A 23,929-nucleotide genomic window follows, 5' to 3' on the forward strand; every position below is an offset into this window, starting at 1 on the left:
CCCCTCCACACCGCCCACCTCGAGAGGACGGATCCTCCATGAACTCCAGCTCGCTGCCGGCCGGCGCCGGCCGGACGCTGGCCGACCCCGACACGCCGTTCGCCGTCGTCGACCTGCATACATCCCGGCGCAACATCGAGCGCCTCGCCCTGCGGGCGGAGCGGCTCGGCGTCGCCCTGCGGCCGCACGTCAAAACCTCGAAGAGCCTGGAAGTCGCCGCACTGCTGGCCGGCGGCGGCGCCTGCCCCGTCACCGTGTCCACTCTTGCCGAGGCGGAGGCCTTCGCCGACGGCGGGTACACCGACATCACGTACGCCGTCGGCATCGACCCCCACAAGCTGCCGCGGGTGTTCGACCTGCTGCGCCGCGGCGTCACGCTCCGGCTCCTGCTGGACAGCCGCGAACAGGCCGCGTTCGTCGTCGAAGCCTCGCACGAGGCCGGGATCCCCGTGCCCACCCTGATCGAGATCGACTGCGACGGCCACCGCGGCGGCATCAAGGCCGACGCTCCCGAACTCGTCGACATCGCACGCACCCTGCACGACGCACGGTGCCTGGACGGCGTACTGACCCATGCGGGCGAGTCGTACTTCGCCTTCACCCCGGAGCAGCAACGCCAGGCCGCCGAGAACGAGCGGGACACCGCCGTCGCCGCGGCGGAACGCCTGCGCGCCGCCGCTCTGCCCGTCGCCACCGTCAGCGTGGGTTCCACACCCACCGCCCACGCCGCCGAGGACCTCACCGGCATCACCGAACTGCGCGCCGGAAACTACGTGTTCTTCGACCTGGTCATGGCCGGGCTCGGCGTCTGCCAGGTGGAGGACCTCGCCCTGTCGGTGGTCGTGACCGTGATCGGGCACCGCCCCGAGTACGGGTGGATCGTCACCGACGGCGGCTGGATGGCGATGTCACGCGACCGCGGCACCGCGGGCCAGGCCCAGGACCAGGGATACGGGCTCGTCGCCGACCTGCACGGCAACCTGATCCCGGGCCTGATCATGAGTGCCGCCAGCCAGGAACACGGAACCCTCACCACCCGCGACGGCTCCCCGCTCCCCGAACTCCCCATCGGCACACGCCTGCGCGTCCTGCCCAACCACGCCTGCGCGACCGCGGCCCAGCACCACGGCTACCACGTCACCGACACCACCCGGGCCGAACCCCTTGCCGCAGCCCCCACTCCCACCATCGAAGCAGTCTGGAATCGCATCACCGGCTGGTAACCACATCCCACACCCCGACGCATCCCCGACGCATCCCCGAGACAGCCACCGCTGATGACCCCGGCGGGCTGATGTCACGAGAGGCAACACCGTGTCCGTCATCTTCGTCTCCGTCGAGGAAATCCTGGACCTTCGCCAGCGGGTCCTGCGACCGGGGCAGCCCCGCGCGAGCGCGCTCACCGAGGTCGACCTTCTCCCGGACACCTTCCACCTTGCCGCCCACACGGACAGCGGTGAACTCGCCGCCTGCGCCACCTTCAGTAGCGAACCGCTGCCCGGCACCCCCGCGCTGGCCCCCTTCGCAACCGACGGAGTATGGCGACTGCGCAAGCTCGCCAGCGACCCGGACGTACGCGGACAGGGCTTCGGCAAGGCCGTACTACGCGCCGGCCTCGACGCCTGCGCCGCACGCGGAGGCCGGCTCGTCTGGTGCAGCGGCCGGCTCGCCGCAACCGGCTTCTACCAACACCACGGCTTCACACCCGTAGGCGACCAATACACCGTCCCCGGCATCGGCCGGCACCACCACTTCGTCCACGAACTCCCCTGACATCGCGCAGCCAGGCCGCGCCACTGCTCGAGGCGTCCGATCGACTGACCGCCGCACCGGGAAGACACGCTTGAGGCCACCGCCTGGAGCGATGACCTCATGCGCTTGGCTCGGCGGGCCCCTTCAGATGTGCAAGTCGGGGGGAAACCCGGTCCAGCGCAGCTCGGTGGGCAGATGCCGCATGTCGTTGGAGACGAGGACGGAGGCCGGCCGACCGGGCGCGTATCGGATGACCGTGAGGGCGGCGTTGCCGTGGTTGAGGCCGAGCCAGCGCCACTTCGGCGCGTACATGGCCTCCCGGACGAGCCAGGCGACCAGGAAGTTGTGGGTGACGACCAGTTCGTGCCGGTCTTCTTCGGCATCCACCGGCCCAGTGAACAGATCCAGCGCCCGGCGCGCCAGAGCAGGCCCGTGCTCCCGCTCCTCGTCGGGGACATCAGCAAGGAAACGGAAGAAGAAGTCGGCTGATTCCGCCGGCAGCTCGTCCCTCACCGGCATGTAGGGGATGTAGTCACCGGCAACGTCGGAGACGGTAAGGGGGACGTTCTTCAGGTGGTCGCCGATCAGCCGTGCGGTCTGCTCAGCCCTGGGAAGTGGACCATGGTGCACGGCGGTGAAGGGGATGTCCCGGAGGCGTTGGCCGAGCAGCACGGCTTGTCGACGGCCGCCCTCCGTCAGCCCGCTCTCGTCCGGCGATGCCTCGCCGTGCCGCACGAGATACAGGTATCGGGTGGCCATGCCGGTCATCGCAAACTCCTCTGCGCCCACTAACGATCTTGTGCATCCATGGACGCTGCCGCCTCCGATGTCGGTTCCATCTGCCGCCGAAGAGACACTCGCTAGGAGCGTTCCGTGGGGGAGACAGTCCAGGTCACATGCCTGTCCGGCTCCGACCTGACTCCGCAGCGGCTACGCCAGAGGCCACGGGTTGTCTCCCCCCATGAGGGGGAGACGCCTTCCACGCTCGGGGGATCCGCCATCCCACCGCGTGCGGTTGTCTGGATGCATGAAGAACCCGACGAGAAGCCTGCTAGCTCTCCTTCTGATGACGGTGCTGACGGCCACCGGGCTGTCCGCGCCGGCTCTGGCCCAGCCGCCGGACGATGACATCCGGGCCCGGATCGAGGCCGTCCCGGGCATGCGCGTGCTCGGCGAACGGCCCGCTGCCACAGGGCAGATGGTCCTCGACCTCTCCTACCGGCAGCCCACCGACCATCGGCATGCCGGCCAAGGTTTCTTCGACCAGCGGCTCACTCTGGTGCACACATCGACCCAGCGCCCCATGGTGCTCTACTCCAGTGGCTACGACCTCGGATCGTCGCCGGAGCGCCTGACCGAGCCGACCCAGTTGCTGGATGCCAATCAGATCACCACCGAGCAGCGGTTCTTCGGAACATCCCGACCTGGGGACTCGGATTGGTCCAAGCTCACCATCTGGCAGGCGGCAAGCGATCATCATCGCCTCATCACTGCCCTCAAGAAGGTCTATCGCGGCGCCTGGATCTCCACCGGCGGCAGCAAGGGCGGGATGACCGCCGTCTATCACCGCCGCTTCTATCCAGAAGACGTGGCCGGTACGGTCGCCTACTCCGCCCCCAACAACACGGACGACCGGGACGACACCGCGTACGATGCCCGCCTCGAACAGGTCGGCACGAGCGAGTGCCGCGCCGCGATCAAGTCCGCTCAGCGTGAGGCGCTGATACGGCGCGAGGCGCTGGCAGCACGGTACGCAGGGTGGGCGGAGGGTGAGAAGAAGACCTTCCGGACCATTGGCAGCGCGGACCGTGCGCTCGAACTCGCCGTGCTGCGCCTGCCGATGATGTTCTGGATGCATCAGCCCACGACCGGCTGCGCATCCATACCGGCAAGCACCACGGACGACGACGCCCTCTACGCGTGGGTCGCCAAGGTGACCCAACTGCCCGTCTACACCGACCAGACCCTGGAGGCCTTCACCCCGTACTTCTACCAGCTGGGCACCCAACTGGGGTACGCGCAGTTCTCCGCTCCCCATCTGGAGGGACTGCTGCGCTACCCGGGTACTCAGCAGATCCGCACCTACGTGCCGCGGGAGATCCCCCTCCGTTTCCAGCCCTCCGCCATGGCGGACATCGACCGCTGGGTGCGCCGCCAGGGCAACTCGCTCATGTTCGTCAACGGCGAGAACGACATCGCGGTCGCGGAACACTTCAGCCCAGGCAACGGCGCTTCCGACTCCTTCTTGTTCAACGTGCCCGACTCCAACCACCACATCTCGATCACCCGCCTGCGTCCGAACGACGCCGACCAGGCGATCGCCGCGCTGCGCCGCTGGGCCGGACAGGCGGGGACAGCGGTCCGCTAGAGGAGGCCCCCTCTACGAGTCGAGATCTCGCCAGTGGTGTACGGCGAGCTCCGCCTTGTGCAGCCAGTCGGTGTACCAATGGGTGAAGGTGACCGGCTTTCCCGCCTGGTCGAGGAGCGGGACGAGGTCGGCGTCGTCTGCCCGGCAGTCGGACCAGATGGTGCCGCGGTGGGTGCCGCTGATGATCAGCCATTCCCTCTGGGCGCAGCCGAGGTGGCAGATCACGATGGCGCCGGCGGTGCGCTCGGGAGCGAACATCAGGGGTTCCCAGCGTTCGTCCCACGCTTCGATGGCATCGTCGAAGTCCTCGATCTCGTCGAAGTCCTCTTCTTCGGGGCGCACGGCGAGCAGTGCGTCGAGCGCTTCGGGATCCGGGCCGTGGTCAGGAAAGGGCCGGGCCAGCATGGCCAGGTCAGCCAGGTCGGCGCCGTCCCCTTCCCAGCGCCAGCGGCCTTGTACGCGGCGAACGGGGAAGAGGCCGTGTGCAGGACCCGCGCCGCCGGCGCCGACGCGGGTGAGGAAGTTCCGGTAGTCGTCCGGCAGCCGCACGCCCACCTGAGCTTCGAGCTCGGCAAGCCCGTCATTGGTCAGCGGGTCCTCCAGGACCCACCTGTGCCCGAGCGAGCCGAACACCTTGCCGCTCGATGGCTGGGCACCCAACTCGACCACACGCTGACGGACTCCGCGCCACTGCTGATCAACCATGCGCAGACCGTACGCGGAGCCACCGACAGCGGGACCCGCAGCGCGACGCGGCCCCCGAGTCGCTCGCGACCTCGGTCGTCGACCGGCTCCCGCAGTACTCGCAGCACTCGCGCATCGTGCTGGTCGAGGGCGCGGCGGGCCTCACGCGCTGTGGAGGGCCTGTCCGTAGTGCTCGACCTCGGGGAAGGGCGAGTAGAAGCCGTGCAGCAACGTCCGCCACTTCTCGTACTCGGCCGAGCGGCGGAAGCCCTCGGTGTGGTCCGCCAGCGTCTCCCATTCGACCTGGAGCAGGAAGCGCGACTCCCGTCCCGTGTCCACGCAGCGCCGCAGTTCCAGCGACCTGAACCCCTTCTGCACCGCGATCAGCGGCTTGGCCTCGGCGAACGCCGCGAGAAAGGCGTCCTCCTGGCCGGGCAGGACATCGAGCAGTGCGCTTTCCAAGATCATGGAACCGCATCCTGCCGCAGTCGCGTGGCGACCGAAAGAGCTGCGAGGCACCGACCTGCCCTGCGCGGCAGTGAACGCTCTGCGTGAAGGCGCCACCGGGCCCACCGCCCCGGTCGGTCCAGGGCGGTGACCCGACGTGGGTGTGCGCCGGAGGTCACCGGTCAGCGGCGGCCGGTGGACAGGATGACGAGGAACTGGCCGCCGCCGGCCTGGATGTCGGCGGTCACCGGCAGGCCCGGTACGAGACGGGAGAAGCGGTCCACCAGCCAATCCGCCGTCTCCTGGGCGTCCTTCTTGGTCGGGCAGCGGCCCACCATCTCGCGGCCGCCCTTGCGCTCCAGCCTCTCGGCAACGGTGATCAGCGGCGCGGGTTCGACCACGTACAGACGCTCCGGCCAGGCGATGACCACCTTGACCGCACCCTTGCGGGTGTTGCAGCCGCGGTGCGCGAGCCGCTCCGCGACCTTGGCCTTCCGGTCGGCGGTCCGGCTGTCGACACTGGGCCCCCGGGGGTCGTTCACCGACTCGTCGGGATCGACCGGTTCGTCGCACACCCAGCACTGCCAGCCGTCGCGCTCTGCCACATCATCAAGGAGACTCACCCGAGCAAACTACCTGCCCGGCAGCCACCCCGCGCACCAGGGCCCCGGTAGCGCCGGCATCAACGGTTCGCATGGGCCCCCACGTCGTTGTCGCAGGCGTACACGCACCGACCGTAGGGGCCCTCGCGCAGGGCTTGCGCCAGGGCGGGCGGAGTGAACTCCTCGACCACCACGCTCAGCGGCCAATGATGCTCGCCGCGGGCAAACAGGCCTCCGTATTCGTGTACGGCCGAGTACGGACAGTCCGGCTCGACCCGGCCCCGACATCAGGTCGCCCGACGCTCGGCATCGGGCTGCACTGCCACTTCGTCCGCAAAGCGCCATGGGGACCGATCTGATCCAGCCACGGAGCCGCCGCCGAATTCCGTTGTCGGACTACGGCGGCCGCTGTTAGCCTCCCGGAGGCCGTGCGAGAGAACGAGGAGGTGGTACCCGTGGACGCAGTATCGACATGGGTGCTCCCCTCCGGGGTCACGGTCGGGCGATAGGTCGTCCGGGAGCGCCTCCCTGAGCGCTCCCGAAAGGCACGACCGTGCGATTCACTTCCGAACTGCGCCTCGACAACGGCGTTCTCGAGCGCGAGTTCACCCTCGGCGAGATTCCCGGCACCCTGTGGACGCCCGAATCCGCCGTACCGGTCCCACTGATCCTGATGGCCCACAACAACGGCCTGCCCAAGAACCAGCCCCGGCTGGTCGCCCGGGCCCGGCACACCGCGGAGTCCGGCTACGCGGTGGCCACGATCGATGCCGCCGGGTGCGGTGACCGGCCCCGTTCCGCCGCCGACGAGCGGGTTCGCGAGGAACTCCGCCGGGCGATGCAGGCAGGCCTGCCGGTCGACGGGATCTTCGAGTCCTTGGTCGGCCCGCTGGTCGAAAGGGCGGTCCCGGAATGGCGGACCGCCCTCGACGCCCTCCTCGCGCTGCCCGAGGTCGGCGGACCGGTCGGGTACTCGGGGTGGACCGCCGTCGGCATCCGCCTTGCGGTGGTCGAGCCCCGCATCGCCGCCGCCGGCTTCTTCGCCGGGGTTTCGTGCCCCGCGCCCAGCGCGAGGAGGCCCGGCAGGTCACCGTTCCGCTGCTGTTGCTGCTGCAGTGGGACGACGAGGGAAACCCCCGGCAGCGGGCCCTGGACCTGTTCGACTCCTTCGGCAGCAAGGAGAAGACGCTGCACGCCAATCCGGGCGGGCACGTCGGCACCCCGTGGTTCGAGGTGGAGGACGGGGTCCGGTTCTTCGGCCGGCACCTGACCTGACACCGGACCGCCAGTAGGCGCGGCCGCTTCCCGGGCCTCCTGGGGAGCAGCCGCGCTAGGCCGGGTCGTGGGTGATCAGGTCTCCCGGCTGGCACTGGAGGACCTCGCAGATCCTGGACAGCGTGGAGAAGCGGATGGCCTTGGCTCGCCCGTTCTTCAGCACGGACAGGTTGACGACGGTGATGCCGACCTGTGCGGACAGTTCCGTGAGCGTCATGCCGCGCTCGGCAAGGACCTGGTCGAGGTGGATCCGGATCGAGTGGAGTTCCTCTTCGGGCATCAGATGGTCCCTTCGAGGTCCTCTCGCATGCGTACGCCCTCGCGCATGATCTTCCCCATGATGACGGCGGCGAGGCCGGCGAGGATGAGCACCTGCGGCTCGGCGACCATCGGCACGGAGTCCAGCATGGGCACCATGCTGGCTGCAAGCCAGGATTGCGACCAGCCTACGACGAGGCCCGCGAACGGTGTGCCCACGGTGACGGACCAGCCGAGCACGGTGAGCCGTCGCGCCACCTTGTCGGTGAACGGCCCTTGGGACACGACGGCATCGAGCAGCCGGGAGAAGAGCAGCAGGGCGACCGAGGCGAACAGCATCCAGGGCAGCCGGCCTCCGAGGTCGGCTGCGCGCTGCGCCGCCGAGGGGTCGTTCTGGCAGAGCCGCGCCGTGGTGCTGGAGGCGTCGACGCCCTGGCCGACCGGCAGGCCGCCCTCCAGCGTGGCGTTGGCCCAGAAGCCGGTTTCCACGCAGACCGCCCCGTCGTCGGTCAGGTGCGAGACGGCCGTGCCGATGAAGGTGAGCCCCCAGAGCATCGCCAGCCCAAAGGTCAAGGTGGCCAGGATCTTCGTGAATCGCGTGTTCACCGCGTACCCCCCCTATCGATTTTCGATATGCCGAAGACTAGCGGGTCATATCGATAATCGACAAGTCACCGGCCGCGGCCGGATGCGGCTTCTACAAAGTGTTGACGCACCTCTATCGGAAGGACGCCTGCCCGACGGACGATCCATGTAACCTGCCCCGCTTCACCTGACCATCCGTCAGCGTGGGGAAGGCCGATCCCACCCTCGTTTCGTTGGGAGGCCACACGCCATGAACCCGATCAGCGAGTGTCCCGAATCCGCCCCGACCTCCTTACCGGAAGACCGCGCCCCTTCGCCGAAGGCAGCGGCACCCAGCCGTCGCCACGTCCTGGGCGGCCTCGGAATGGCCGCAGCCGCTCCACTCGTCCTGGGCGCCGGGAGGAGCCGGCCGCACGGTGGACCACCGTCGGGCCGGCCCGTCATGCTCAGGAACGCCGCAGTCGTACTCACCATGGACCCCGCCCTCGGCGAAGGCCCGCTGGGCACGGTCGAGGGCGCGGACGTCCTCATGCGGGACGGTGCCATCGCGGCCGTGGGGAAGCGGTTGCCCGCACCACCCGGCACACACGTGATCGACACCACCGGCCGGCTGGTGATGCCGGGCTTCGTCGACGTGCACACCCACCTGTGGCAGTCCTCGATGCGGGGCGGCTGCGCCGACCGCGACCTCTTCGGGTGGCTGGCCGACTGCAACCGGGCGACGTTCTCCCGGATCACGCCCGCGGACATGTACCGCTTCGTCCGCCTCGGCGCACTCGACTCCGTACAGTCCGGCGTGACCACGCTCGTGGACTGGGTGGACGCCCTCCCGTACGACACGACGGTGCAGTACGTGCGGGCCCTGGCCGGCACGGGCGTGCGCTTCACCTACGCGATGTTCCAGGCCGAGCGGGAAGCCTCGCTGATCAGCCGGACGAAGAAGGAGCTCATCGACCCGCTCCCCCTCGCCTCGGCGCAGGTCGCCACCCACGCGGCACGGGCCATCAAGGGCCTCAACCGGCTGCACTGGGAGATCGCCCGAGATCTCGGAGTCATGCTCAACAGCCATGTCCTCGAACGCTCCGAGCAGCACGCGGACGATCCGATCGGCACCCTGACGGACATCGGTGCGCTCGGGCCCCGCCTGCTCATGAACCACGCGATCCACCTCACCGACGACGAGATCGCCGCGGTCGCCGCGCACGACGTACGGGTCGCACACTGCCCGCTCAGCAACATGCGCCTCGCCTCGGGGATCATGCGGCTGCCGGACCTCGGCCGGCGCGGCGTGAAGGCCGGGCTCGGCCAGGACGGCGGAACCAACGACTCCTCGGACTTCTTCGCCCTCATGAAGACGGCCATCGGCCTCCAGCGCGCACGCGCTCTGCAGACCTCGGTGTTCCCCCAGGTGCACGACGTCCTGCGCCTCGCCACCCTCGGCGGAGCCGAGGCGATCGGCATGGCCGACGCGGTGGGATCCCTGAACCCCGGCAAGCGCGCCGACGTCATCGTGATCGATCCCGCCGCTCTCAACTTCGCGCCGCGCTTCGACTGGATCAACCAGATCGTCTTCAACGGCCGCCCGGAGAACGTCCGTGCGGTCTTCGTGGACGGCCGTCCCCTCAAACTCGACGGCCGTCTCGTCGACATCGACACCGACCGCGTCGTACGGGAGGCGGAAACCGCGGCCACCCGCCTGCGCTCCGCCTCCTGAAACCGGGCACTGCCCCCGGGCGCGCTCGGCGCTCCCGGGGGCAGTGCCCGCTCATCGCCCCATCTCCCCGCGGTGGTCAGGGGACGTGGTCAGGGGACGTGATCAACGGCCTTGGAGGGACTTGACGTTGTCGCCGAAGGTCCAGCCCTTCGAGCCGTCCCAGTTGATGGACCACGTCATGAGGCCCTTCAGTGAACCGCCGAAGGCGTTCCACGACTGGCTGACCAGGCTCGGTGTCATGTGGCCGCCACCCGCGCCGGGCTGGGCCGGCAGACCGGGCACCTGCTTGTCGTACGGCACCTTGATCGTGGTGCCCTGGATGGTGAGGCCGTTGTTCAGGCAGGTGGTCTGGGCGGTGAAGCCCTGCACGGTGCCGGCCTGGTAGGAGTCACCGGAGCAGCCGTACATGCTGCCGTTGTAGTACTGCATGTTCAGCCACCACAGCCGGCCGTTGTCGGCGTACTTCTTGATGATCGGCAGGTAGGAGCCCCAGATCGACCCGTAGGTGACGCTTCCGCCGGTGACGTACGCGGTTTCGGGGGCCATCGTCAGGCCGAAGCCCGCGGGCATCTGGGCCAGTACGCCGTCGATGATGCGGATCAGGTTGGCCTGCGAGGCGGACGGCGTGTTGATGTTGCCGCTTCCGGTCAGGCCGGTCTCGATGTCGATGTCGATTCCGTCGAAGTTGTACTTCTTGAGGATCGGGACGATGGTCGCCACGAACTTGTCGGCGACGGTGCTGGAGTTCAGGTCGATGCCCGCGGTGGCCCCGCCTATCGACATCAGGATCGTCGCCCCGGCCGCCTTGGCCTGGCACATCTCGGCCGGGGTCGCGACCTTCACGCCGGCGTCCATGCCGTCCTGCCACAGGGCGGTGCCGTCCGAGAGGATCACCGGGAAGGCGGCGTTGATGACGTTGTAGCCGTGCGCGGCGATCCGGCTGTCCGTGATGGGGACCCAGCCCATGCCGGGGTGGACGCCGTTCGCGGCGCCGTCCCAGTTCTCCCAGTAGCCCTGCAGCACCTTGCCCGACGGCTTGGGCTTCGTGGCGCAGGTCTCTCCCGGCGGGGCGGTCGTCGGGGGTGCGGTGGTCGGCGGGGCGGTGGTCGGGGGCGCCGTGGTCGGGGGTGCGGTCGTCGGCGGCGCGGTGGTCGGTGTGGGGCTGCTGCCACCGGGGCCGGTGAGCGATACGTCGTCCGCGTGGTACGCGGGCTGCCCGTACCACCCGTGCAGGTAGACGGTCACCGAGGTGGTGCTCGGCCCCGTGGTGAAGCCGACGCTGAGCTGGCCGTACGACGGGCTGTTCGGCGTCCAGGTGGAGGGAGTGCCGGTGATCCCGGTGCCGGTGGCGCCCAGGTAGACGTAGCTGCCCTGGACGTAAGCGCTGAGCGTGTACTGGGAGTTGGGCTGCACGCTGACGGTCTGGACGCACTGGGCGTTGTCCTGGCCGCTCGGCGTGGCCTTGAGCGCGGAGGAGCCGGAACGGACCGGACTGCCGACGGCCACGCCGGAGCCTGCTGAGCAGGTCCAGCCGGAGAGCCCGGTCTCGAAACCGGAGTTGACCACCAGGTTGGTGGCCTCGGCCCCGGCCGCGACGGCTCCGGCGCTGACCGTGCCGGCCACGGCGAGGCCGGCCCCGATGACGGCGGCGGCGCTCACCCCGGCGAGGGAGCGGTTCAGGAGGGTCGGTCCGCGCTCGGCGCCGCTGGTCCGGTCCGCACGGGGGCCGGTGTCGGCCGGCAGGCGCGAAGTACGTGATCTCCGACGGAACATGGTGCGCTCCATTCCCGCAGAGCGCCATGGGCATGACCGACGCGTGGGGGCGCGACGCCCGGCTCTGGGTGAGGTGGGGACAGGTGGGGCTGTGCCGGACCGGATCGTAGGAGCAACGGCCCGGCCGGTCAATAGGTCTGGACCAATGGCCTCACGGCAGGAGTCCGCCCCTCCCCTGCCAACGCGGCCGGGTCGCGCTCGCCGATGTCCCACGAACCAAGGCGCGGCTACGGCGCCTTGCGGTGGCGGCCGGCTGTCTCGGCCCGGTCGGCCCGGCCCTGCGGGGAGAACCACCCGCCGTCAGATGGGCGGTCTGTGCCGCTGTGCCCTACCTGCTCGTGGAAATCGCGTACTTGGTGTGGGACCGGCGGCGCGTGGTCGCGGCGCGGTGCGTCCCCGGCGGGGCCGGCGGTCGTGCGGGTCTCCGCCTCCGGCGCGCCGGAGGGCGGATCACGGAGCACGACCCCGACCGGGTGGCCCGGGTCCTCGTCATCTGCGACTTCAGGGAAGCAGGCCGGAGGAGAGGTCGCGTACGGTCGCCATATCGCTGAACGGGAGCAGCTCCTCGCCCACGATCTGGTGCGGTTCGCTGCCCTTGCCCGCGATCAGGACGATGTCTTCGGGCTTGGCCGCGGACAGCGCGAAGGCGATGGCCCGGCGCCGGTCGGCGGAGCGCTCGTACGGTGTGCCGGTGCTCTCGATGCCGACCGCGATCTGGTCCAGGATCGCCTCGGGGTTCTCGGTGCGCGGGTTGTCCGAGGTCAGGACGCACAGGTCGGAGTGGGTGGCGGCGATGCGGCCCATCTCGGCGCGCTTGGTGGTGTCGCGGTCGCCGCCGCAGCCGAAGACCGTGATGACGCGGCCGCGGGCGAAGCCCCGGATGGCGGTGAGCACCTTGTCGAGGGAGTCGGGCGAGTGCGCGTAGTCCACGATCACCAAGGTGCCGGCGGGGGTGACGAAGCGCTCGAACCGGCCCGGTACGGGCGGCATCTGGGCGAGCGCGGCAACCAGTCCGTCCAGGTCGTGCCCCAGGACCCGGCAGGCCGCCAGGGCCGCCAGCGCGTTGGACACGGAGAACCGGCCCGGGACCGGCATCGCGGCCTGGTACTCACGACCGGCGTGGTGCAGCGTGAACCGCGTGCCCGAAGCGTCCGCGATCAGGTCCGTGGCCCGGAAGTCGGCCTCCTCGTCGAGGCCGTACGTCGTCACCGCGCCCGGCATCATCGCGCGGATGCCGGCTCCCACGGCATCGTCCACGTTGACCACCGCGTGCCGGCACAGACCCTGGAACAGCCGCATCTTGGCGTCCGTGTAGCGGGCCATCGTGCCGTGGTCGTCCAGGTGGTCCTGGGTCAGGTTGGTGAAGACGCCGACGTCGACGAACGTCCGGTCCATCCGGTACGTCTGCAGGGCCATCGAGGTGGCCTCCAGCACCACGCTGCCGGTGCCCTGGTCGCGCATGCGGCCCAGGAGGTACTGCAGGTCGGGCGATTCCGGTGTGGTCAGCGCCGAGGGCGGCATCGGGATCACCTCGTCGCCGATCCGGCTGCCCGCCGTCCCGATCACGCCCACCGAGGCGCCCTCGGAGATCTTGAGGAGCGACTCGACCATGTAGGAGATGGAGGTCTTCCCGTTGGTCCCGGTGACCGCGACCATGTCCATGTGCCGGCCCGGCTCGCCGAAGTACCGGGAGGAGACCACGGCGGCCGCCTTGCGGGTGTCGGAGACCCGTACGAGGCACACCGCCGGCAGCAGCTCCCGCCCGGGGGGCGCGGCGGCGGCTCCCGCCTCGTCGACGAGCACCCCCACCGCCCCGCGCGCGAGCGCCGCACCGATGGAGGCGGGGCCGCCGCCGCGGTGGCCGGGGACCGCGATGAAGAGCGAGCCCGGCACCACCCGGTCGACGTCGAAGGTGGTGCCCGCCGTGATCCCCGTCGACTCGGTGTCGCCCTGGATGACGTGGTGTTCATGGCCGGTCAGCAACCCGCTCAACTTCACGGTGGTCCCTTCGGAGGCGACTACGGCCCGGCGCACGGCCCTAGCCTGGCGGCAGCGCCGACGGAGCGTCGGGGCTGCGGTGGTGGGACGGGGAGGGCGATGCGTCGCCCTCGGTGCGACGGGTCGGGCCCGACGCGATGGCCGGGCCGGGCTGCCGGAGCAGGGCCCGTCGCTGAGGATGGTCCGGCGGGAGGGACTGGGCCCCGGGCGCGGTGGGAAAGCGCTAGCCGTGGCCGTGCAGGACGCCGCGGCCGACCGTGGGGGCCTTGGCATCGGCAGCGGTCCGGGGGCTGATGCCCGTCCGGCCCGCGACGGCGGCACGCGCGCCGGAGGCGGCCTGCGGCAGGCTCTCCCCCGTGACACTTCGCGTGCGGCTCATGGGCCGAGTGTACGTGGGCTCACCCGGTCCGTACGCCGCGTCCGCTCGCCGGCCGGGGGCATTCGCCCCGGTCGGGGATCCGCCGCCCTGAAACCGCACGAGGATGACGCACGGACGACGCACATCGGATCATCGGAGACGAGCTCCGGGAGGACTTGGATGCACAGCCTGCCTTTCGATCGACCCGGCCGCTTCTGGCGGGGAAACCTGCACACCCACTCCGACCAGTCGGACGGCGCCCTGACCCCGGCGGCGACGGCCGAGTACTACCGCAACGCCGGGTACGACTTCTTGGCCGTCACCGACCACTTCCGCTCCGAGTACGGCTTCCCGCTGACGGACACCACACCGCTGCGCACGGAGGAATTCACCACCCTGCTCGGCGCCGAGCTGCACGCGCCGCGCACCGAACTCGGTTCGTCCTGGCACATCGTCGCCGTCGGGCTCCCGCTGGGATTCGCGCCGCCCGGGCCGGAGGAGACCGGGCCCCAGCTGGCCCGCAGGGCACGCGCCGCCGGAGCGTTCGTGGGCATGGCACACCCGGCCGCTTCCCTGCTGAGCATCGCGGACGCCGAGAGCCTGGACGCGGCGCACGCGGTCGAGGTCTACAACGCGCTCGCCGCGCGGGAGGACCGGGGAGACAGCTGGCACCTGACCGACGTCCTCCTCAATCGCGGCCACCGGCTGCACGCCTACGCGGCCGACGACGCGCACCTCCAGCCGCAGGACCCACCGGGCTGCGCCGCCTGGGTCCAGGTCCGCGCCGAGTCCCTCGACCCGGAGCAGCTCCTCGCCGCGCTCAAGGCGGGGCACTACTACTCCTCCACCGGCCCCGAGCTGGTCGGTGTCGGCCTGACCGGCGAGCACGTCACCGTCCGCTGCTCCCCCGTCCGCAAGATTCTGGTCACCGGTGGCGCGCCCGGGGCGCAGGTCGTCCAGGGCGAGGCCCTGACGGAGTGCACCCTGCCGCTGGCGATGTTCCGCGGCGGGTTCTTCCGGGTCACGGTCGAGGACGCGGCCGGCGGGCGGGCCTGGAGCAACCCGATCCGCCTGGAGCCGGCAGCGGGCTCCTCGGTGGCGGAGGGCTAGCGCAGCGGTTCGTTCAGTTCTGTGCAGCGCAGGGCTGCCGCGAGGGCCGGTTCGTCGCCGATGTCGAGCGCCGTGTCGGTCAGTTTAATGACGTGCTCGTCTCCGTGTGCCCGGGCCCGTTCGAAGACCTCGTCGGCGGTGAAGGTGCCCGGCGGGGTGAAGGTGACCGGGGCGTCGGGCGCGTACATCGCGGTGACGGCCGCGGAGGCCGTCCAGGCGGCGCGCAGGCTGGGTTCCCACAGGGCGGTCGGGAGGGCGGGCAGGGTGCGCAGCACCGCGTTGGGGGCCGTGGCGGCGTGGACCAGCATGATCGCGTCGCCGTGGCCGTGGGTGGCGTAGCGGTGGGTCGCCGCCCGCACCAGGTCGAGGAGGTACAGGCGTGCCCGGTCCGGGTCGGGGTCCGGGTCGGGGTCGGGGTCCGTGATCGTGGCCGCCCAGATCGGCAGGCCCGTGACGCGGGCGAGGCGGTCGGCGAAGGGGCCGTGCCGTTGGGCGATGGGTGGTACCGCGTCGAGGGCGGCGGCCGCGCCGGTGCCGTCGGCGGCGCCGGGTAGTGGGGCGACGCCGACGACGGTCCGGTGGCGGGCGGCCCAGTAGCCGAGACCGTGCGCGAGTTCGGCGAGGCGCGGTGCGGTGTGTTCGCCGGCCAGGAGCGTGCGCACCGCGTGGCCCACCCGGATCAGCGGATGCGTCGAGCCGCCGTACAGGCCGGGGAGGAGGCGCGGCCACCACTGCGCCAGCACGTCGCGCCAGGGGCGGTCGGCGATCTCTCGCTCGAAGTGGTCGATCCAGTCGGCGGCCCGGCGCGGGTCGCCCAGCGCGGCATGCCAGTTGGCGGCCGTGACCGGTTCGACGCGCGACGGGAACTCCTCCAGCTTGCGCGCGTAGAGATCGAGCCAGCGGTGCACCGTGCCGGCCTGTCCGCGCACGGAAAGGGCCTCTACGGCCATCGGCGCGTGGTTGGTCAGCCGCCCGAGCCGTTCGGGGCCCGAACCGTGCAATCGCTGGAGCGCCTCGTCGAGAATGCCCGTCGTATCCATGACGACGACCGTAGGTCCACCGCTGCGAACGCGTAACGGGCCGAAGGCCTAGGTCCCCGGCCGGAGTGTCACGCGCTACGTCGAACTCGCGCCCGCCCCCGCTCGGACGGGTGCATCGGTGGTGGTCATGGAGGGTGCGGCGTATTCCAGGGCGGTGGAGAGTTCGTCCAGGGCGGTGAGGAGGAGGGCTCCGGCGCGGTGCAGCATGCGCTCCGCCTCGCCCCCGGAGGGCTCGCTGTCCGCGGGGGTCTCGCCGTCCCCGCGCTTCTCCTCGTTCCAGGCGTCGAGGGCGGTGCGGACCGGTTCCCAGGTGGGGACGCGCTGGTCGCGTACCGCGTGGTCCGCGTCTTCGGCCGACTGCTGCAGGGCGGTCGCCAGGACGGCTGCCGAGGGGAGGCGGGGGCTGCCGGGGGCGGGTAGGTGGGCTTCCAGGAGCATGGTGATGCGGGCGATTTCGGCGAGGGCCTGCTCGGCTCCGGCCTCCGTGGTGCGGGAGAGGCCGCGCCGGCGTACGGGTTCCTGCTCGGCCAGGGCCACGGCGTTACGCCAGGCGAGGACGCAGGTGCGGGCGGACAGGACTGCTTCGCGCGTCTCCCGGGCGGACTGCTGGGTGGGGTCGGCGTAGTGGCGTACGACCGTGGCGGCGTAGACGAGGTCCGCCTTGATCCAGTCGGCGAGGCGGGTGCGCAGTCTCGGGGTCTCCCAGGAGGGGTAGACGGCGTAGGCCAGCATGGCCAGGCATCCGCCGACGAGGGTCAGGACGAGCCGTGCGGGCACTGATTGGTCGAGGCCCACGCCGGCCATGGCGAGGGTGAAGACCACGTACCCGGAGGCGGCGACCTGCACGGGTGCGTAGCCGGTGTACATGAAGAGCAGGATCAGTCCGCCGCAGATCACGGAGAGGATCCCGGATACGGCGGGTCCGGGCTGGGCGAGCTGCACGATGCCGCCGGCGATGATCAGGCCGACGAGGGTGCCGCCGAGGCGGGCCGCGGCACGGCCGTAGGTGTGGGAGAAGCCCGGGCGCATGATCAGGACGGCGACCAGGGGGACCCAGTAGCTGTGCCCGAAGGGCAGGGCGCGGCCGATGAGGTCGCCCACCACGACGACGACGGTGGCGCGGACCGCGTGCCGGAACACCGGGGAGTCGTGGTGCAGTTGTCCGCGGACGGTCCGGACGGCGTCCTTGAACTCCTGGCGGAGGGGAGGCCGTACGAGCGTGTCCCCTTCGTCCGGTCGGCGGTTCTCGCCGGCCGGGCCGCCGGGGCCGCTGCCTTCAGCCTGACCGCCGCGATCGCTGCGGGCCGTCTCGGCCACGTCGCGCAGCAGGGCGCGCAGCCGGGCGGCCGCCTGTTCGGCCGCGCCGGTGAGTACGGGGCCTCCCGGGGGGACCTCGATGGCGGCGAGGGCCCGGGGCGGGAGTTCGGCGGGGCGGCCGGTGCGGATCGTCCCGGCCGCCGTGTCCAGGATCGCTGCCGCCGCGTCGAGCAGTTCGAGGGCCCGCTCGCGGGCGGGGCCGTCCTGGGAGCCGCCGGTGAGTGCGGGGTCGGCGAGTGCGGCGAGGACGGGGCGGATCCGTTCGGCCAGGCTGCGCGCGCCGTGCAGCTGGGCCGGGCGGCGGCGCAGCTGGCGGGGGCTGAGCGAGGCCGCGTCCCGGGCCTGGGCGAAGGGTCCCGGGGTGAACGGGGCGGTGGGGTCCTCGCGCAGCCGGCGGGCGTAGTCGGCCTCGGCGGCCAGGGCGCCGGCGAGCGCGTCGCGGTGCCGCCCCCAGCGGCGGATGGGGAAGAGCACCACCAGGGCCGCCTGGACCAGTCCGCCGGCGGTCATCAGAGCGGCCTGCCCCAGGGACTGCGCAACGGTGGCCGGCAGGGTCACGGTCACCAGCATCACCGCGGCGTTGGTCGTGCCGATGCTGCCCGCGTTGGCGCCCAGCGACCAGGCCATGCCTCCCAGGAAGGTCCACAGGGCGACCAGGAGGAGGAAGAGGGGGAGGTAGCCGCCGGTCAGGTAGCTCAGGAAGCTCGTCACGCCGAGGGTCAGCGCGGAGATCACCGGGAGCACCGGGTCGGGCCGCCAGCTGCGCTGGAACACCGCGATCCCGCCCAGCAGGGCGCCGTAGGCCGCGCCCGCGGCCGCGGTCCCGCCGAACAGCCACAGGGCGACGCTCCCCGACAGGGCCAGGCCCGCCGTCACGCGCAGGGTGACCAGCGGTTCGAGCCTGGTCCGCTCGACGCGCAGGCCTGCGCGGGCGGTGTCCTTCAGTGTGCTCGTCCAGCCCATGGGGCGAGAATATGTGGCAAACATCCCGATATCTCCGTAGAACTCTCCCGAGTGGATGGCGTCCGATCCGTGTCGGCGCGCGGCCTCAGGTGGTGGCCGACATCGCGGCCTGCTTCACGTTCGGCGTCGCGGCCGGCGCCTCACCCGGCCGGTGCTCGCCGATCAGGGAGCGCAGCCACCTGGAGCGGCTGAGCATGACCAGGCCCGCGACGATCAGCAGGGCGCCCTGCCACATGAAGTTGGCGGACTGCCCGAGCACGTGGTCCAGGCGCGGGAGCTGGCCGCCGATGCCGTCGCCGGTCGCGGCCGCCAGGAACCAGATGCCGATCATCCGGTTGGTGAAGGCCCGCGGCGCGAGGACCATGGTCATCACCACGCCCACCAGGCTCAGGCACAGCTCGCCTACGACTTGGAGGAAGACGCCGATCAGCCACGCCAGGGAGACCTTCCGGCCGCCGGTGGCGAACGAGGAGGCGAGGGCCATGACGAGGAAGGAGAGGCCCACGAGGGCGAGCGCCGTGGCGAACCGGCCGGGGGTGGAGAACCTGCGGCCCCCGCGCACCCAGAACAGCGCGAACAGCGGCGCCAGCGCGATCCCGAACACGGAGGCGATGGACTGGGTCCAGCTCGCCGGCATGGCCCAGCCGAAGAGGTTCAGGTCGACCCGGTGCGAGGCGAAGAGGTTCAGCGCGTTGCCGGCCTGGTCGTAGATCATCCAGAAGAGCGCGGCGGCCGCGAAGAACCACATGTACGCCTTCAGCCGCAGGCGCTCTTCGGCTGTGATGGCGGGGCTGCGGTACATGTGGGTCAGGTACCCGATCGGGACGATGACTCCGGTGGCCGTCAGCGCGTACGTGCCCGTGTCGAGGTCCAGGAGGCCGGTCTCGCCGGCGAGCAGGACGAGTACGGCGAGGGTGGCGGCCACGATGCCCGCGGCGCGCAGCAAGTTGCGGCGTTCGCGCCGGGTCAGGGGGACGGCGGGGGGCTCCTCGTAGGTCTCGGCCATACGCTTCCTGCCGAGGACGAACTGAGTGAGGCCGAGGGCCATGCCGATCGCGGCGGCGGCGAAGCCGAGGTGCCAGTCGACCTTCTCACCGAGGTAGCCGACGATCAGCGGGGCCACCAGGGCGCCGAAGCTGATGCCCATGTAGTAGAGGGAGTAGCCCGCCGCGCGCCGGTCGGTGTCGCCGTTCGCGTAGAGGAAGCCCACCATCGCGGTGATGTTGGTCTTGAGCAGGCCCGTGCCGAGCGTGATGAGGAGCAGGCCGGGCCAGATGCCGGCGTTGCCGGGCACCGCCATGCAGGTGTGGCCCGCCATGATCACGACACCGCCCCAGAACACGGACCGGCGGGACCCGAGGAAGTGGTCGGCCACCCAGCCCCCGGGTAGGGCGAGCAGCCCGATCGCCGCCATGTAGACGCCCTCGACCGCGGCCGAGCGGTTGACGTCGATGCCCATGCCCCCGGCCGCCTTCGAGGCCGCGAAGAAGTGCACCAGGATCGCGATCATCCCGTAGAGGCTGAAGCGCTCCCACCTCTCCGTCAGGGCGAGCGTCGCCAGTCCGCGGGGGTGGTGCCGGAGCGGCGCCTGGGAAGGCGCCGCCGGGCCGCTCGCAGCACACCGCCCCAAAAGTCGTTGGCTCATACATTCAATAATGACTTACTGAAAGTCGTTTTCATTATTGATTTGCCCGGATTTGGCCGAATCAGGGGTGAATCATGACATCGCGGCGTCAGGCCCGGAGCCGGCCCGCCACCAGGGCTTCCTTGACCTCGCGCACCACGCGGGCCGCGTCCTCGGGGTTGTGCACCACGTCCGTGTGGTTCATGTCGATGACGAGGACCTCGCTGGCCGAGTAGTACGTGTGCACCCAGTCGTCATAGCCGGACCACAGCGTGCGGTAGTACTCGACGAGGCTCTCGTCCTGCTCGAAATCGCGGCCCCGCAGGCCGATGCGGTGCAGCACCGTCTCGAAGTCCGCCTTGAGGTAGACCATGAGGTCGGGCGCCTTGCGGTACGGCAGGCCGTCGATCTCGCGCATCATCTCGCCCAGGAGCCCCTCGTACACGCGCATCTCGAGGGAGCTGATCCGGCCCAGGTCGTGATTGACCTTGGCGAAGTACCAGTCCTCGTAGATGGACCGGTCCAGGACGTTGTCGCCCTGCTTGTACGCCTCCTTGATCGCGGCGAACCGCGTCTGCAGGAAGTAGAGCTGCAGGAGGAAGGGGTAGCGCTTCGCCTGGATCTCCTCGGGGCTCGCCGTGTAGAAGAGCGGGAGGATCGGATTGTCTTCCACGCTCTCGTAGAAGACCTCGCTGCCCAGCTCCTTGGCGAGCAGCTCGGCAACGCTCGTCTTGCCGATTCCGATCATGCCTCCGACGCAGATCACTGGCATTCCTCACTTCTCCCTGGGGGTCTTCTGTTCGCGAGCGCGTGGGCCGGGCGCCCCACCCCACTGCAGACGCGTGTCGGCGGTCGCTCGATTCCCCATGATCGTCGTGATCTTCGCGATCAGCGCCATGCGGTCCCGGTTCGGGTCGACACCCGGACACGGGACACCCTCCTCGACCGGCCTGACCGGCCCGTTCCGCAGGTGCCGCGTACGGCCACGAGCCACCACCCGCGGCCGCCAAGAAGCATAAGTGACGCCCCGCCGCACACCTCCCCGGGCACCGTCACCCGCCCAGCCCTGCCTCCCGGAGCTCTCCCCCGGTGCGCGAACGCGACGACACCCCCTTCGAAGCCTCGTCAGATCGTCCCGCCAAAGGCATTGACTGAAATTTCCGTCAGTCCCTACTGTGAGCGCACCCCGCTCGGCCCTGGAAGCTCAGGACCGCTGACGGCTTCATGCAAGCCCCCGTGTACAGGAGCCCCAATGGCCCCAGTTGCCTCGCCCACGCACGACTCCGCATCGCCTGCGGGCATCGAACAGCACTCGATCGACTGGGTGCCCCTCTCCGAACGACATGGCAAACCCTCGAGCGTCGGGGCCATCTGGTTCGTCGGCAGCCTCAACCTCACCGGCCTGGCGACCGGCGTCGTGACGCTGTCCATGGGGGCTTCGCTCGTCTGGACCGTGGTCGCCACGGTCCTCGGCTCGCTCTTCGGGACGTTCTTCATGGCGTTCCACTCGGCCCAGGGGCCCCAGCTGGGACTACCCCAACTGGTCCAATCGCGGGCGCAGTTCGGCTACCTGGGCGCCGCGGTCACGGTATGGGTGTTCGCGCTCGTCAACTACGTCGCCTTCAACACCTCCGACGCCCTGCTCTCCGGCCAGGCCATGAACCTGCTGACCGGAGTGCCCAACGGAGTCGGCTACCTGCTGGCCGCCGCGGTGGCGACCGTGATCGCCCTGTTCGGGTACCAGTGGATCCACCGCCTGAACAGGTGGCTCACCTGGCCCTTCGTCGTGGTCACCGCGGCCGTCACCGTGTCCGCCCTGTTCGGTGGAGGACTGCCGGACGGAGTGTGGGACGCCGGCCCGCTCGACCTCGCCCCGTTCATGCTCGTCTTCGTCTTCGTCGCCGGCTTCCAACTGGGCTGGGCGCCGTACGTCTCGGACTACTCGCGCTACCTCAGACCCGACGTCCCCGTGCGCAGCACCTTCTGGTGGACCTACCTGCCCAGCGCCGTCTCCGGGATCTGGGTGTTCATCCTGGGCGCCGTGGTCTCGGCCGGTGCGCCCAAGGGCACGGACCCGGTGACCGCCCTGAAGATGTCGGCTGACCGTTTGTTCAGTGGATTCGGCACGATCGCCGTCGTCGTCCTGCTGGTCGGCCTGCTCTCCATCATGGCGATCAACCAGTACGGCGGCAGCCTGACCATGATCTCGATCCTGGACTCGTTCCGGCCGGTCAAACCGACGCGGACCCTCCGGGTCGCGACGATCGGGATCATGCTCGTGGCTGTCGGAACGGTCTCCACCCTCGTCGGCATCGACCAGTTCAACTGGTTCTTCGCCAACGTGGTGGTGGTGCTGACCTACCTGTTCATCCCGTGGACGGCCATCAACCTGGTCGACTACTTCTTCGTCCGGCGCGGCCAGTACGTCGTCAAGGAGATCTTCAACCCGCACGGCATATACGGCCGATGGGGCTGGCGGGGAAACCTCGCCTACGTCATCGGTCTCGCCTGCATGGCGCCGTTCATGGTCATCACCGGCCTCTACGTCGGCCCCGTCGCGGAGCTCCTCGGAGGCGTGGACTGCTCGATCGCCGTCGGCCTGCCGGTGGCCGGCCTCCTCTACTGGGCGTTCGCCCGAAGCCTCGACCTGGACACCGAGCGCCGGATGGTCAGGGAGGAGGGGCTGCTGGCGCCACCCCACTGAGCACCCCGCGCCGCACGGACAGAACGAACCCCACGGAAAGAAACGAACCTCCGCGACAAGGAGCACCACGTGAAGACAGAGCACAACGGCAACACGGCGGGCATGAGCCGCAGAACCCTCCTCGCCCGGACCGGAGCGGTCGCGGCCGGCCTGGCGGTGGGTCCCGTACTCGGCGGCATCTCGCCGGCCCAGGCCGCGGCCTGGCGCGTACCGGGCGAAGAGACGTCGCACAAGCGGACCTGGATGGCCTGGCCCTCCAGCTACACGATCTGGGGCAGCACGCTGTCCAAGATCCAGACCGACATCGCCAAGCTCGCCAAGGAGATCGCCAAGTACGAGCCGGTCACCATGTGCGCGGACGGTTCGTCGGCCGCGTCGCAGGCCCGGAGCATGTGCGGGTCCACCGTCACGGTGATCAGCTCGGTTCCCGTCTCGGACTGCTGGATGCGTGACACCGGCCCGCTGTTCCGCGTCGACGGCGCCGGCGGCCTCGACTCCATCGGCCTGAACTTCAACGCCTGGGGCGAGAACGCCACGACCTTCTACGGCATCCCCGGCACCGCCTACAACAAGGACCGCGTCGTCGCGCAGAAGCTCGCCGCCTACACGGGCGTCGCGTTCGCCAAGGCGTCCGTGGTCGGCGAGGGCGGCGGAGTGGAGTACGACGGCGACGGCACGCTGATGGCGACCGAGAGCTGCTGGGTGAACAGCAACCGCAATCCCGGCAAGACGCGCAGCCAGATCGAGGCGGAGCTGCTGGCCCGGTTCGGCGCCACGAAGATGATCTGGCTGCCCGGCGTCACCGGGGAGGACGTCACCGACGGCCACATCGACGGCACCGCCCGCTACATCAAGCCCGGCGTGGTGATGGTGCAGCTCAACGGCGCCGTACGGCCGGCCGTCTGGACCCGCAACGCCCAGGACATCCACGACGTCCTGGTGAACGCGACCGACGCGAGGGGACGCCGGCTGCAGGTCCTCACCATCCAGGGCCCCGACACCCTGCCCCGCATATCGGCCGACAAGCGGAGCGAGTTCCTGAGCTCCTACATGAACTGGACGGTGACCAACCAGGCGGTGATCACGACCCAGTTCGGCGACACCGCCAGGGACGCGGCGGCCAAGACGGCCATCGCGGCCGCCTACGGCAGGCCCGTCGTACAGCTCAACCTCGACAACCTCTACGGCAACGGCGGCGGCGGCGCGCACTGCGTCACGATGCAGGAGCCCAACCGCTGAACAACCGGCCCGGGCCTCACGTTCGAGGCCCGGGCCGGCCTCACCCCGATGGCTCTCTGACTGAATTTTCAGTCATACACGCGGATCCATTGACTGAATTTTCAGTACAGACCAGGAT

At 70.4% G+C, this 23,929-nt stretch carries 20 protein-coding genes and 2 pseudogenes; 8 read left to right on the plus strand and 14 right to left on the minus strand.

Going from position 1 to position 23,929, the window contains the following annotated elements; translation table 11 throughout:
* Positions 1–38: 38 nt before the first annotated feature.
* Both ACODT5_RS16905 and ACODT5_RS16910 read left to right on the plus strand, forming a co-directional pair.
* A complete protein-coding gene (locus ACODT5_RS16905; RefSeq protein WP_422520120.1) occupies positions 39–1,223 on the plus strand; it encodes an alanine racemase in 1,185 nt (394 codons plus the stop codon).
* Between the two features lie 91 nt (positions 1,224–1,314).
* A complete protein-coding gene (locus tag ACODT5_RS16910; protein WP_422520121.1) occupies positions 1,315–1,773 on the plus strand; it encodes a GNAT family N-acetyltransferase in 459 nt (152 codons plus the stop codon).
* 123 nt (positions 1,774–1,896) lie between these two features.
* Here the strand turns inward: ACODT5_RS16910 and ACODT5_RS16915 are convergent, their stop codons facing one another.
* The gene (locus tag ACODT5_RS16915) at positions 1,897–2,520 is read right to left on the minus strand and encodes a histidine phosphatase family protein (protein WP_422520122.1); all 624 of its coding nucleotides are present in this window, start codon (positions 2,518–2,520) and stop codon (positions 1,897–1,899) included.
* 298 nt (positions 2,521–2,818) lie between these two features.
* Here ACODT5_RS16915 and ACODT5_RS16920 point away from each other — a divergent pair, with 298 nt between their 5' ends.
* Positions 2,819–4,120 carry a S28 family serine protease gene (locus ACODT5_RS16920; RefSeq protein WP_422520123.1) on the plus strand — a complete coding sequence of 434 codons (1,302 nt, stop codon included), beginning with the start codon at positions 2,819–2,821 and terminating at the stop codon, positions 4,118–4,120.
* 12 nt (positions 4,121–4,132) lie between these two features.
* Here the strand turns inward: ACODT5_RS16920 and ACODT5_RS16925 are convergent, their stop codons facing one another.
* The 3 genes from ACODT5_RS16925 to ACODT5_RS16935 form a co-directional block, all read right to left on the minus strand.
* Positions 4,133–4,825: an SMI1/KNR4 family protein gene (locus ACODT5_RS16925; RefSeq protein ID WP_422520124.1), complete on the minus strand. Its 693-nt coding sequence runs from the start codon at positions 4,823–4,825 to the stop codon at positions 4,133–4,135.
* Between the two features lie 141 nt (positions 4,826–4,966).
* Positions 4,967–5,272 carry an antibiotic biosynthesis monooxygenase family protein gene (locus tag ACODT5_RS16930; RefSeq protein WP_422520125.1) on the minus strand — a complete coding sequence of 102 codons (306 nt, stop codon included), beginning with the start codon at positions 5,270–5,272 and terminating at the stop codon, positions 4,967–4,969.
* A 161-nt stretch (positions 5,273–5,433) separates the two neighbouring features.
* On the minus strand, positions 5,434–5,874 hold the full coding sequence (locus tag ACODT5_RS16935; protein WP_385383863.1) for a hypothetical protein: 441 nt from the start codon (positions 5,872–5,874) through the stop codon (positions 5,434–5,436).
* Positions 5,875–6,406: 532 nt separating this feature from the next.
* Here ACODT5_RS16935 and ACODT5_RS16940 point away from each other — a divergent pair.
* Positions 6,407–7,128: pseudogene (locus ACODT5_RS16940) on the plus strand (dienelactone hydrolase family protein).
* A gap of 55 nt (positions 7,129–7,183) precedes the next feature.
* On the opposite strand, the gene ACODT5_RS16945 reads toward ACODT5_RS16940, so the two are convergent.
* Positions 7,184–7,408, minus strand: a complete 225-nt coding sequence (locus tag ACODT5_RS16945; RefSeq protein ID WP_422520126.1) for a helix-turn-helix domain-containing protein — start codon at positions 7,406–7,408, stop codon at positions 7,184–7,186.
* The gene (locus ACODT5_RS16950; protein WP_422520127.1) at positions 7,408–7,992 is read right to left on the minus strand and encodes a DUF2975 domain-containing protein; all 585 of its coding nucleotides are present in this window, start codon (positions 7,990–7,992) and stop codon (positions 7,408–7,410) included. The genes ACODT5_RS16945 and ACODT5_RS16950 overlap by 1 nt, the downstream gene beginning before the upstream one ends.
* 421 nt (positions 7,993–8,413) lie before the next feature.
* Between ACODT5_RS16950 and ACODT5_RS16955 the strand changes: the two genes are divergently transcribed.
* Positions 8,414–9,685: an amidohydrolase family protein gene (locus ACODT5_RS16955; RefSeq protein ID WP_422520128.1), complete on the plus strand. Its 1,272-nt coding sequence runs from the start codon at positions 8,414–8,416 to the stop codon at positions 9,683–9,685.
* Positions 9,686–9,787: 102 nt separating this feature from the next.
* Here ACODT5_RS16955 and ACODT5_RS16960 read toward each other — a convergent pair whose 3' ends face one another.
* From ACODT5_RS16960 to ACODT5_RS16975, 4 genes and pseudogenes are all read right to left on the minus strand, one after another.
* Positions 9,788–10,918 (minus strand): chitinase, encoded by a 1,131-nt coding sequence (locus tag ACODT5_RS16960; RefSeq protein WP_422524943.1) that lies wholly within the window; start codon positions 10,916–10,918, stop codon positions 9,788–9,790.
* A 48-nt stretch (positions 10,919–10,966) separates the two neighbouring features.
* Positions 10,967–11,470: pseudogene (locus tag ACODT5_RS16965) on the minus strand (carbohydrate binding domain-containing protein); the annotation flags it as partial.
* Positions 11,471–11,959: 489 nt separating this feature from the next.
* On the minus strand, positions 11,960–13,456 hold the full coding sequence (locus tag ACODT5_RS16970; protein ID WP_422524944.1) for a UDP-N-acetylmuramoyl-L-alanyl-D-glutamate--2,6-diaminopimelate ligase: 1,497 nt from the start codon (positions 13,454–13,456) through the stop codon (positions 11,960–11,962).
* A gap of 223 nt (positions 13,457–13,679) precedes the next feature.
* Positions 13,680–13,835 carry a hypothetical protein gene (locus ACODT5_RS16975; protein WP_422520129.1) on the minus strand — a complete coding sequence of 52 codons (156 nt, stop codon included), beginning with the start codon at positions 13,833–13,835 and terminating at the stop codon, positions 13,680–13,682.
* Positions 13,836–13,994: 159 nt separating this feature from the next.
* Between ACODT5_RS16975 and ACODT5_RS16980 the strand changes: the two genes are divergently transcribed.
* Positions 13,995–14,924: a CehA/McbA family metallohydrolase gene (locus ACODT5_RS16980; protein ID WP_422520130.1), complete on the plus strand. Its 930-nt coding sequence runs from the start codon at positions 13,995–13,997 to the stop codon at positions 14,922–14,924.
* Here the strand turns inward: ACODT5_RS16980 and ACODT5_RS16985 are convergent.
* The 4 genes from ACODT5_RS16985 to ACODT5_RS17000 form a co-directional block, all read right to left on the minus strand.
* Positions 14,921–15,964, minus strand: a complete 1,044-nt coding sequence (locus ACODT5_RS16985; RefSeq protein WP_422520131.1) for a questin oxidase family protein — start codon at positions 15,962–15,964, stop codon at positions 14,921–14,923. The genes ACODT5_RS16980 and ACODT5_RS16985 overlap by 4 nt on opposite strands.
* A 75-nt stretch (positions 15,965–16,039) precedes the next feature.
* Positions 16,040–18,244: an FUSC family protein gene (locus ACODT5_RS16990; RefSeq protein ID WP_422520132.1), complete on the minus strand. Its 2,205-nt coding sequence runs from the start codon at positions 18,242–18,244 to the stop codon at positions 16,040–16,042.
* A gap of 85 nt (positions 18,245–18,329) precedes the next feature.
* Positions 18,330–19,889 (minus strand): peptide MFS transporter, encoded by a 1,560-nt coding sequence (locus tag ACODT5_RS16995; protein WP_422520133.1) that lies wholly within the window; start codon positions 19,887–19,889, stop codon positions 18,330–18,332.
* An 88-nt stretch (positions 19,890–19,977) separates the two neighbouring features.
* A complete protein-coding gene (locus ACODT5_RS17000) occupies positions 19,978–20,640 on the minus strand; it encodes a deoxynucleoside kinase (protein ID WP_422520134.1) in 663 nt (220 codons plus the stop codon).
* Between the two features lie 480 nt (positions 20,641–21,120).
* Between ACODT5_RS17000 and ACODT5_RS17005 the strand changes: the two genes are divergently transcribed.
* A complete protein-coding gene (locus ACODT5_RS17005; RefSeq protein WP_422520135.1) occupies positions 21,121–22,572 on the plus strand; it encodes a purine-cytosine permease family protein in 1,452 nt (483 codons plus the stop codon).
* 69 nt (positions 22,573–22,641) lie between these two features.
* Complete coding sequence (locus ACODT5_RS17010; protein ID WP_422520136.1) at positions 22,642–23,811, plus strand: agmatine deiminase family protein; 1,170 nt, start codon at positions 22,642–22,644, stop codon at positions 23,809–23,811.
* The last annotated feature ends 118 nt before the right edge of the window (positions 23,812–23,929 follow it).

It is taken from the genome of Streptomyces tatrensis, from assembly GCF_049310065.1.
Lineage (GTDB): Bacteria > Actinomycetota > Actinomycetes > Streptomycetales > Streptomycetaceae > Streptomyces.

Bases quoted from the DNA above. Each gene is read 5' to 3' on its own strand.
- ACODT5_RS16905 (WP_422520120.1), top strand. From the start codon at position 39: ATGAACTCCAGCTCGCTGCCGGCCGGCGCCGGCCGGACGCTGGCCGAC.
- ACODT5_RS16915 (WP_422520122.1), bottom strand. From the start codon at position 2,520: ATGACCGGCATGGCCACCCGATACCTGTATCTCGTGCGGCACGGCGAG.
- ACODT5_RS16920 (WP_422520123.1), top strand. From the start codon at position 2,819: ATGACGGTGCTGACGGCCACCGGGCTGTCCGCGCCGGCTCTGGCCCAG.
- ACODT5_RS16925 (WP_422520124.1), bottom strand. From the start codon at position 4,825: ATGGTTGATCAGCAGTGGCGCGGAGTCCGTCAGCGTGTGGTCGAGTTG.
- ACODT5_RS16930 (WP_422520125.1), bottom strand. From the start codon at position 5,272: ATGATCTTGGAAAGCGCACTGCTCGATGTCCTGCCCGGCCAGGAGGAC.
- ACODT5_RS16945 (WP_422520126.1), bottom strand. From the start codon at position 7,408: ATGCCCGAAGAGGAACTCCACTCGATCCGGATCCACCTCGACCAGGTC.
- ACODT5_RS16955 (WP_422520128.1), top strand. From the start codon at position 8,414: ATGCTCAGGAACGCCGCAGTCGTACTCACCATGGACCCCGCCCTCGGC.
- ACODT5_RS16975 (WP_422520129.1), bottom strand. From the start codon at position 13,835: ATGAGCCGCACGCGAAGTGTCACGGGGGAGAGCCTGCCGCAGGCCGCC.
- ACODT5_RS16980 (WP_422520130.1), top strand. From the start codon at position 13,995: ATGCACAGCCTGCCTTTCGATCGACCCGGCCGCTTCTGGCGGGGAAAC.
- ACODT5_RS16985 (WP_422520131.1), bottom strand. From the start codon at position 15,964: ATGGATACGACGGGCATTCTCGACGAGGCGCTCCAGCGATTGCACGGT.
- ACODT5_RS16990 (WP_422520132.1), bottom strand. From the start codon at position 18,244: ATGGGCTGGACGAGCACACTGAAGGACACCGCCCGCGCAGGCCTGCGC.
- ACODT5_RS16995 (WP_422520133.1), bottom strand. From the start codon at position 19,889: ATGAGCCAACGACTTTTGGGGCGGTGTGCTGCGAGCGGCCCGGCGGCG.
- ACODT5_RS17000 (WP_422520134.1), bottom strand. From the start codon at position 20,640: ATGCCAGTGATCTGCGTCGGAGGCATGATCGGAATCGGCAAGACGAGC.
- ACODT5_RS17005 (WP_422520135.1), top strand. From the start codon at position 21,121: ATGGCCCCAGTTGCCTCGCCCACGCACGACTCCGCATCGCCTGCGGGC.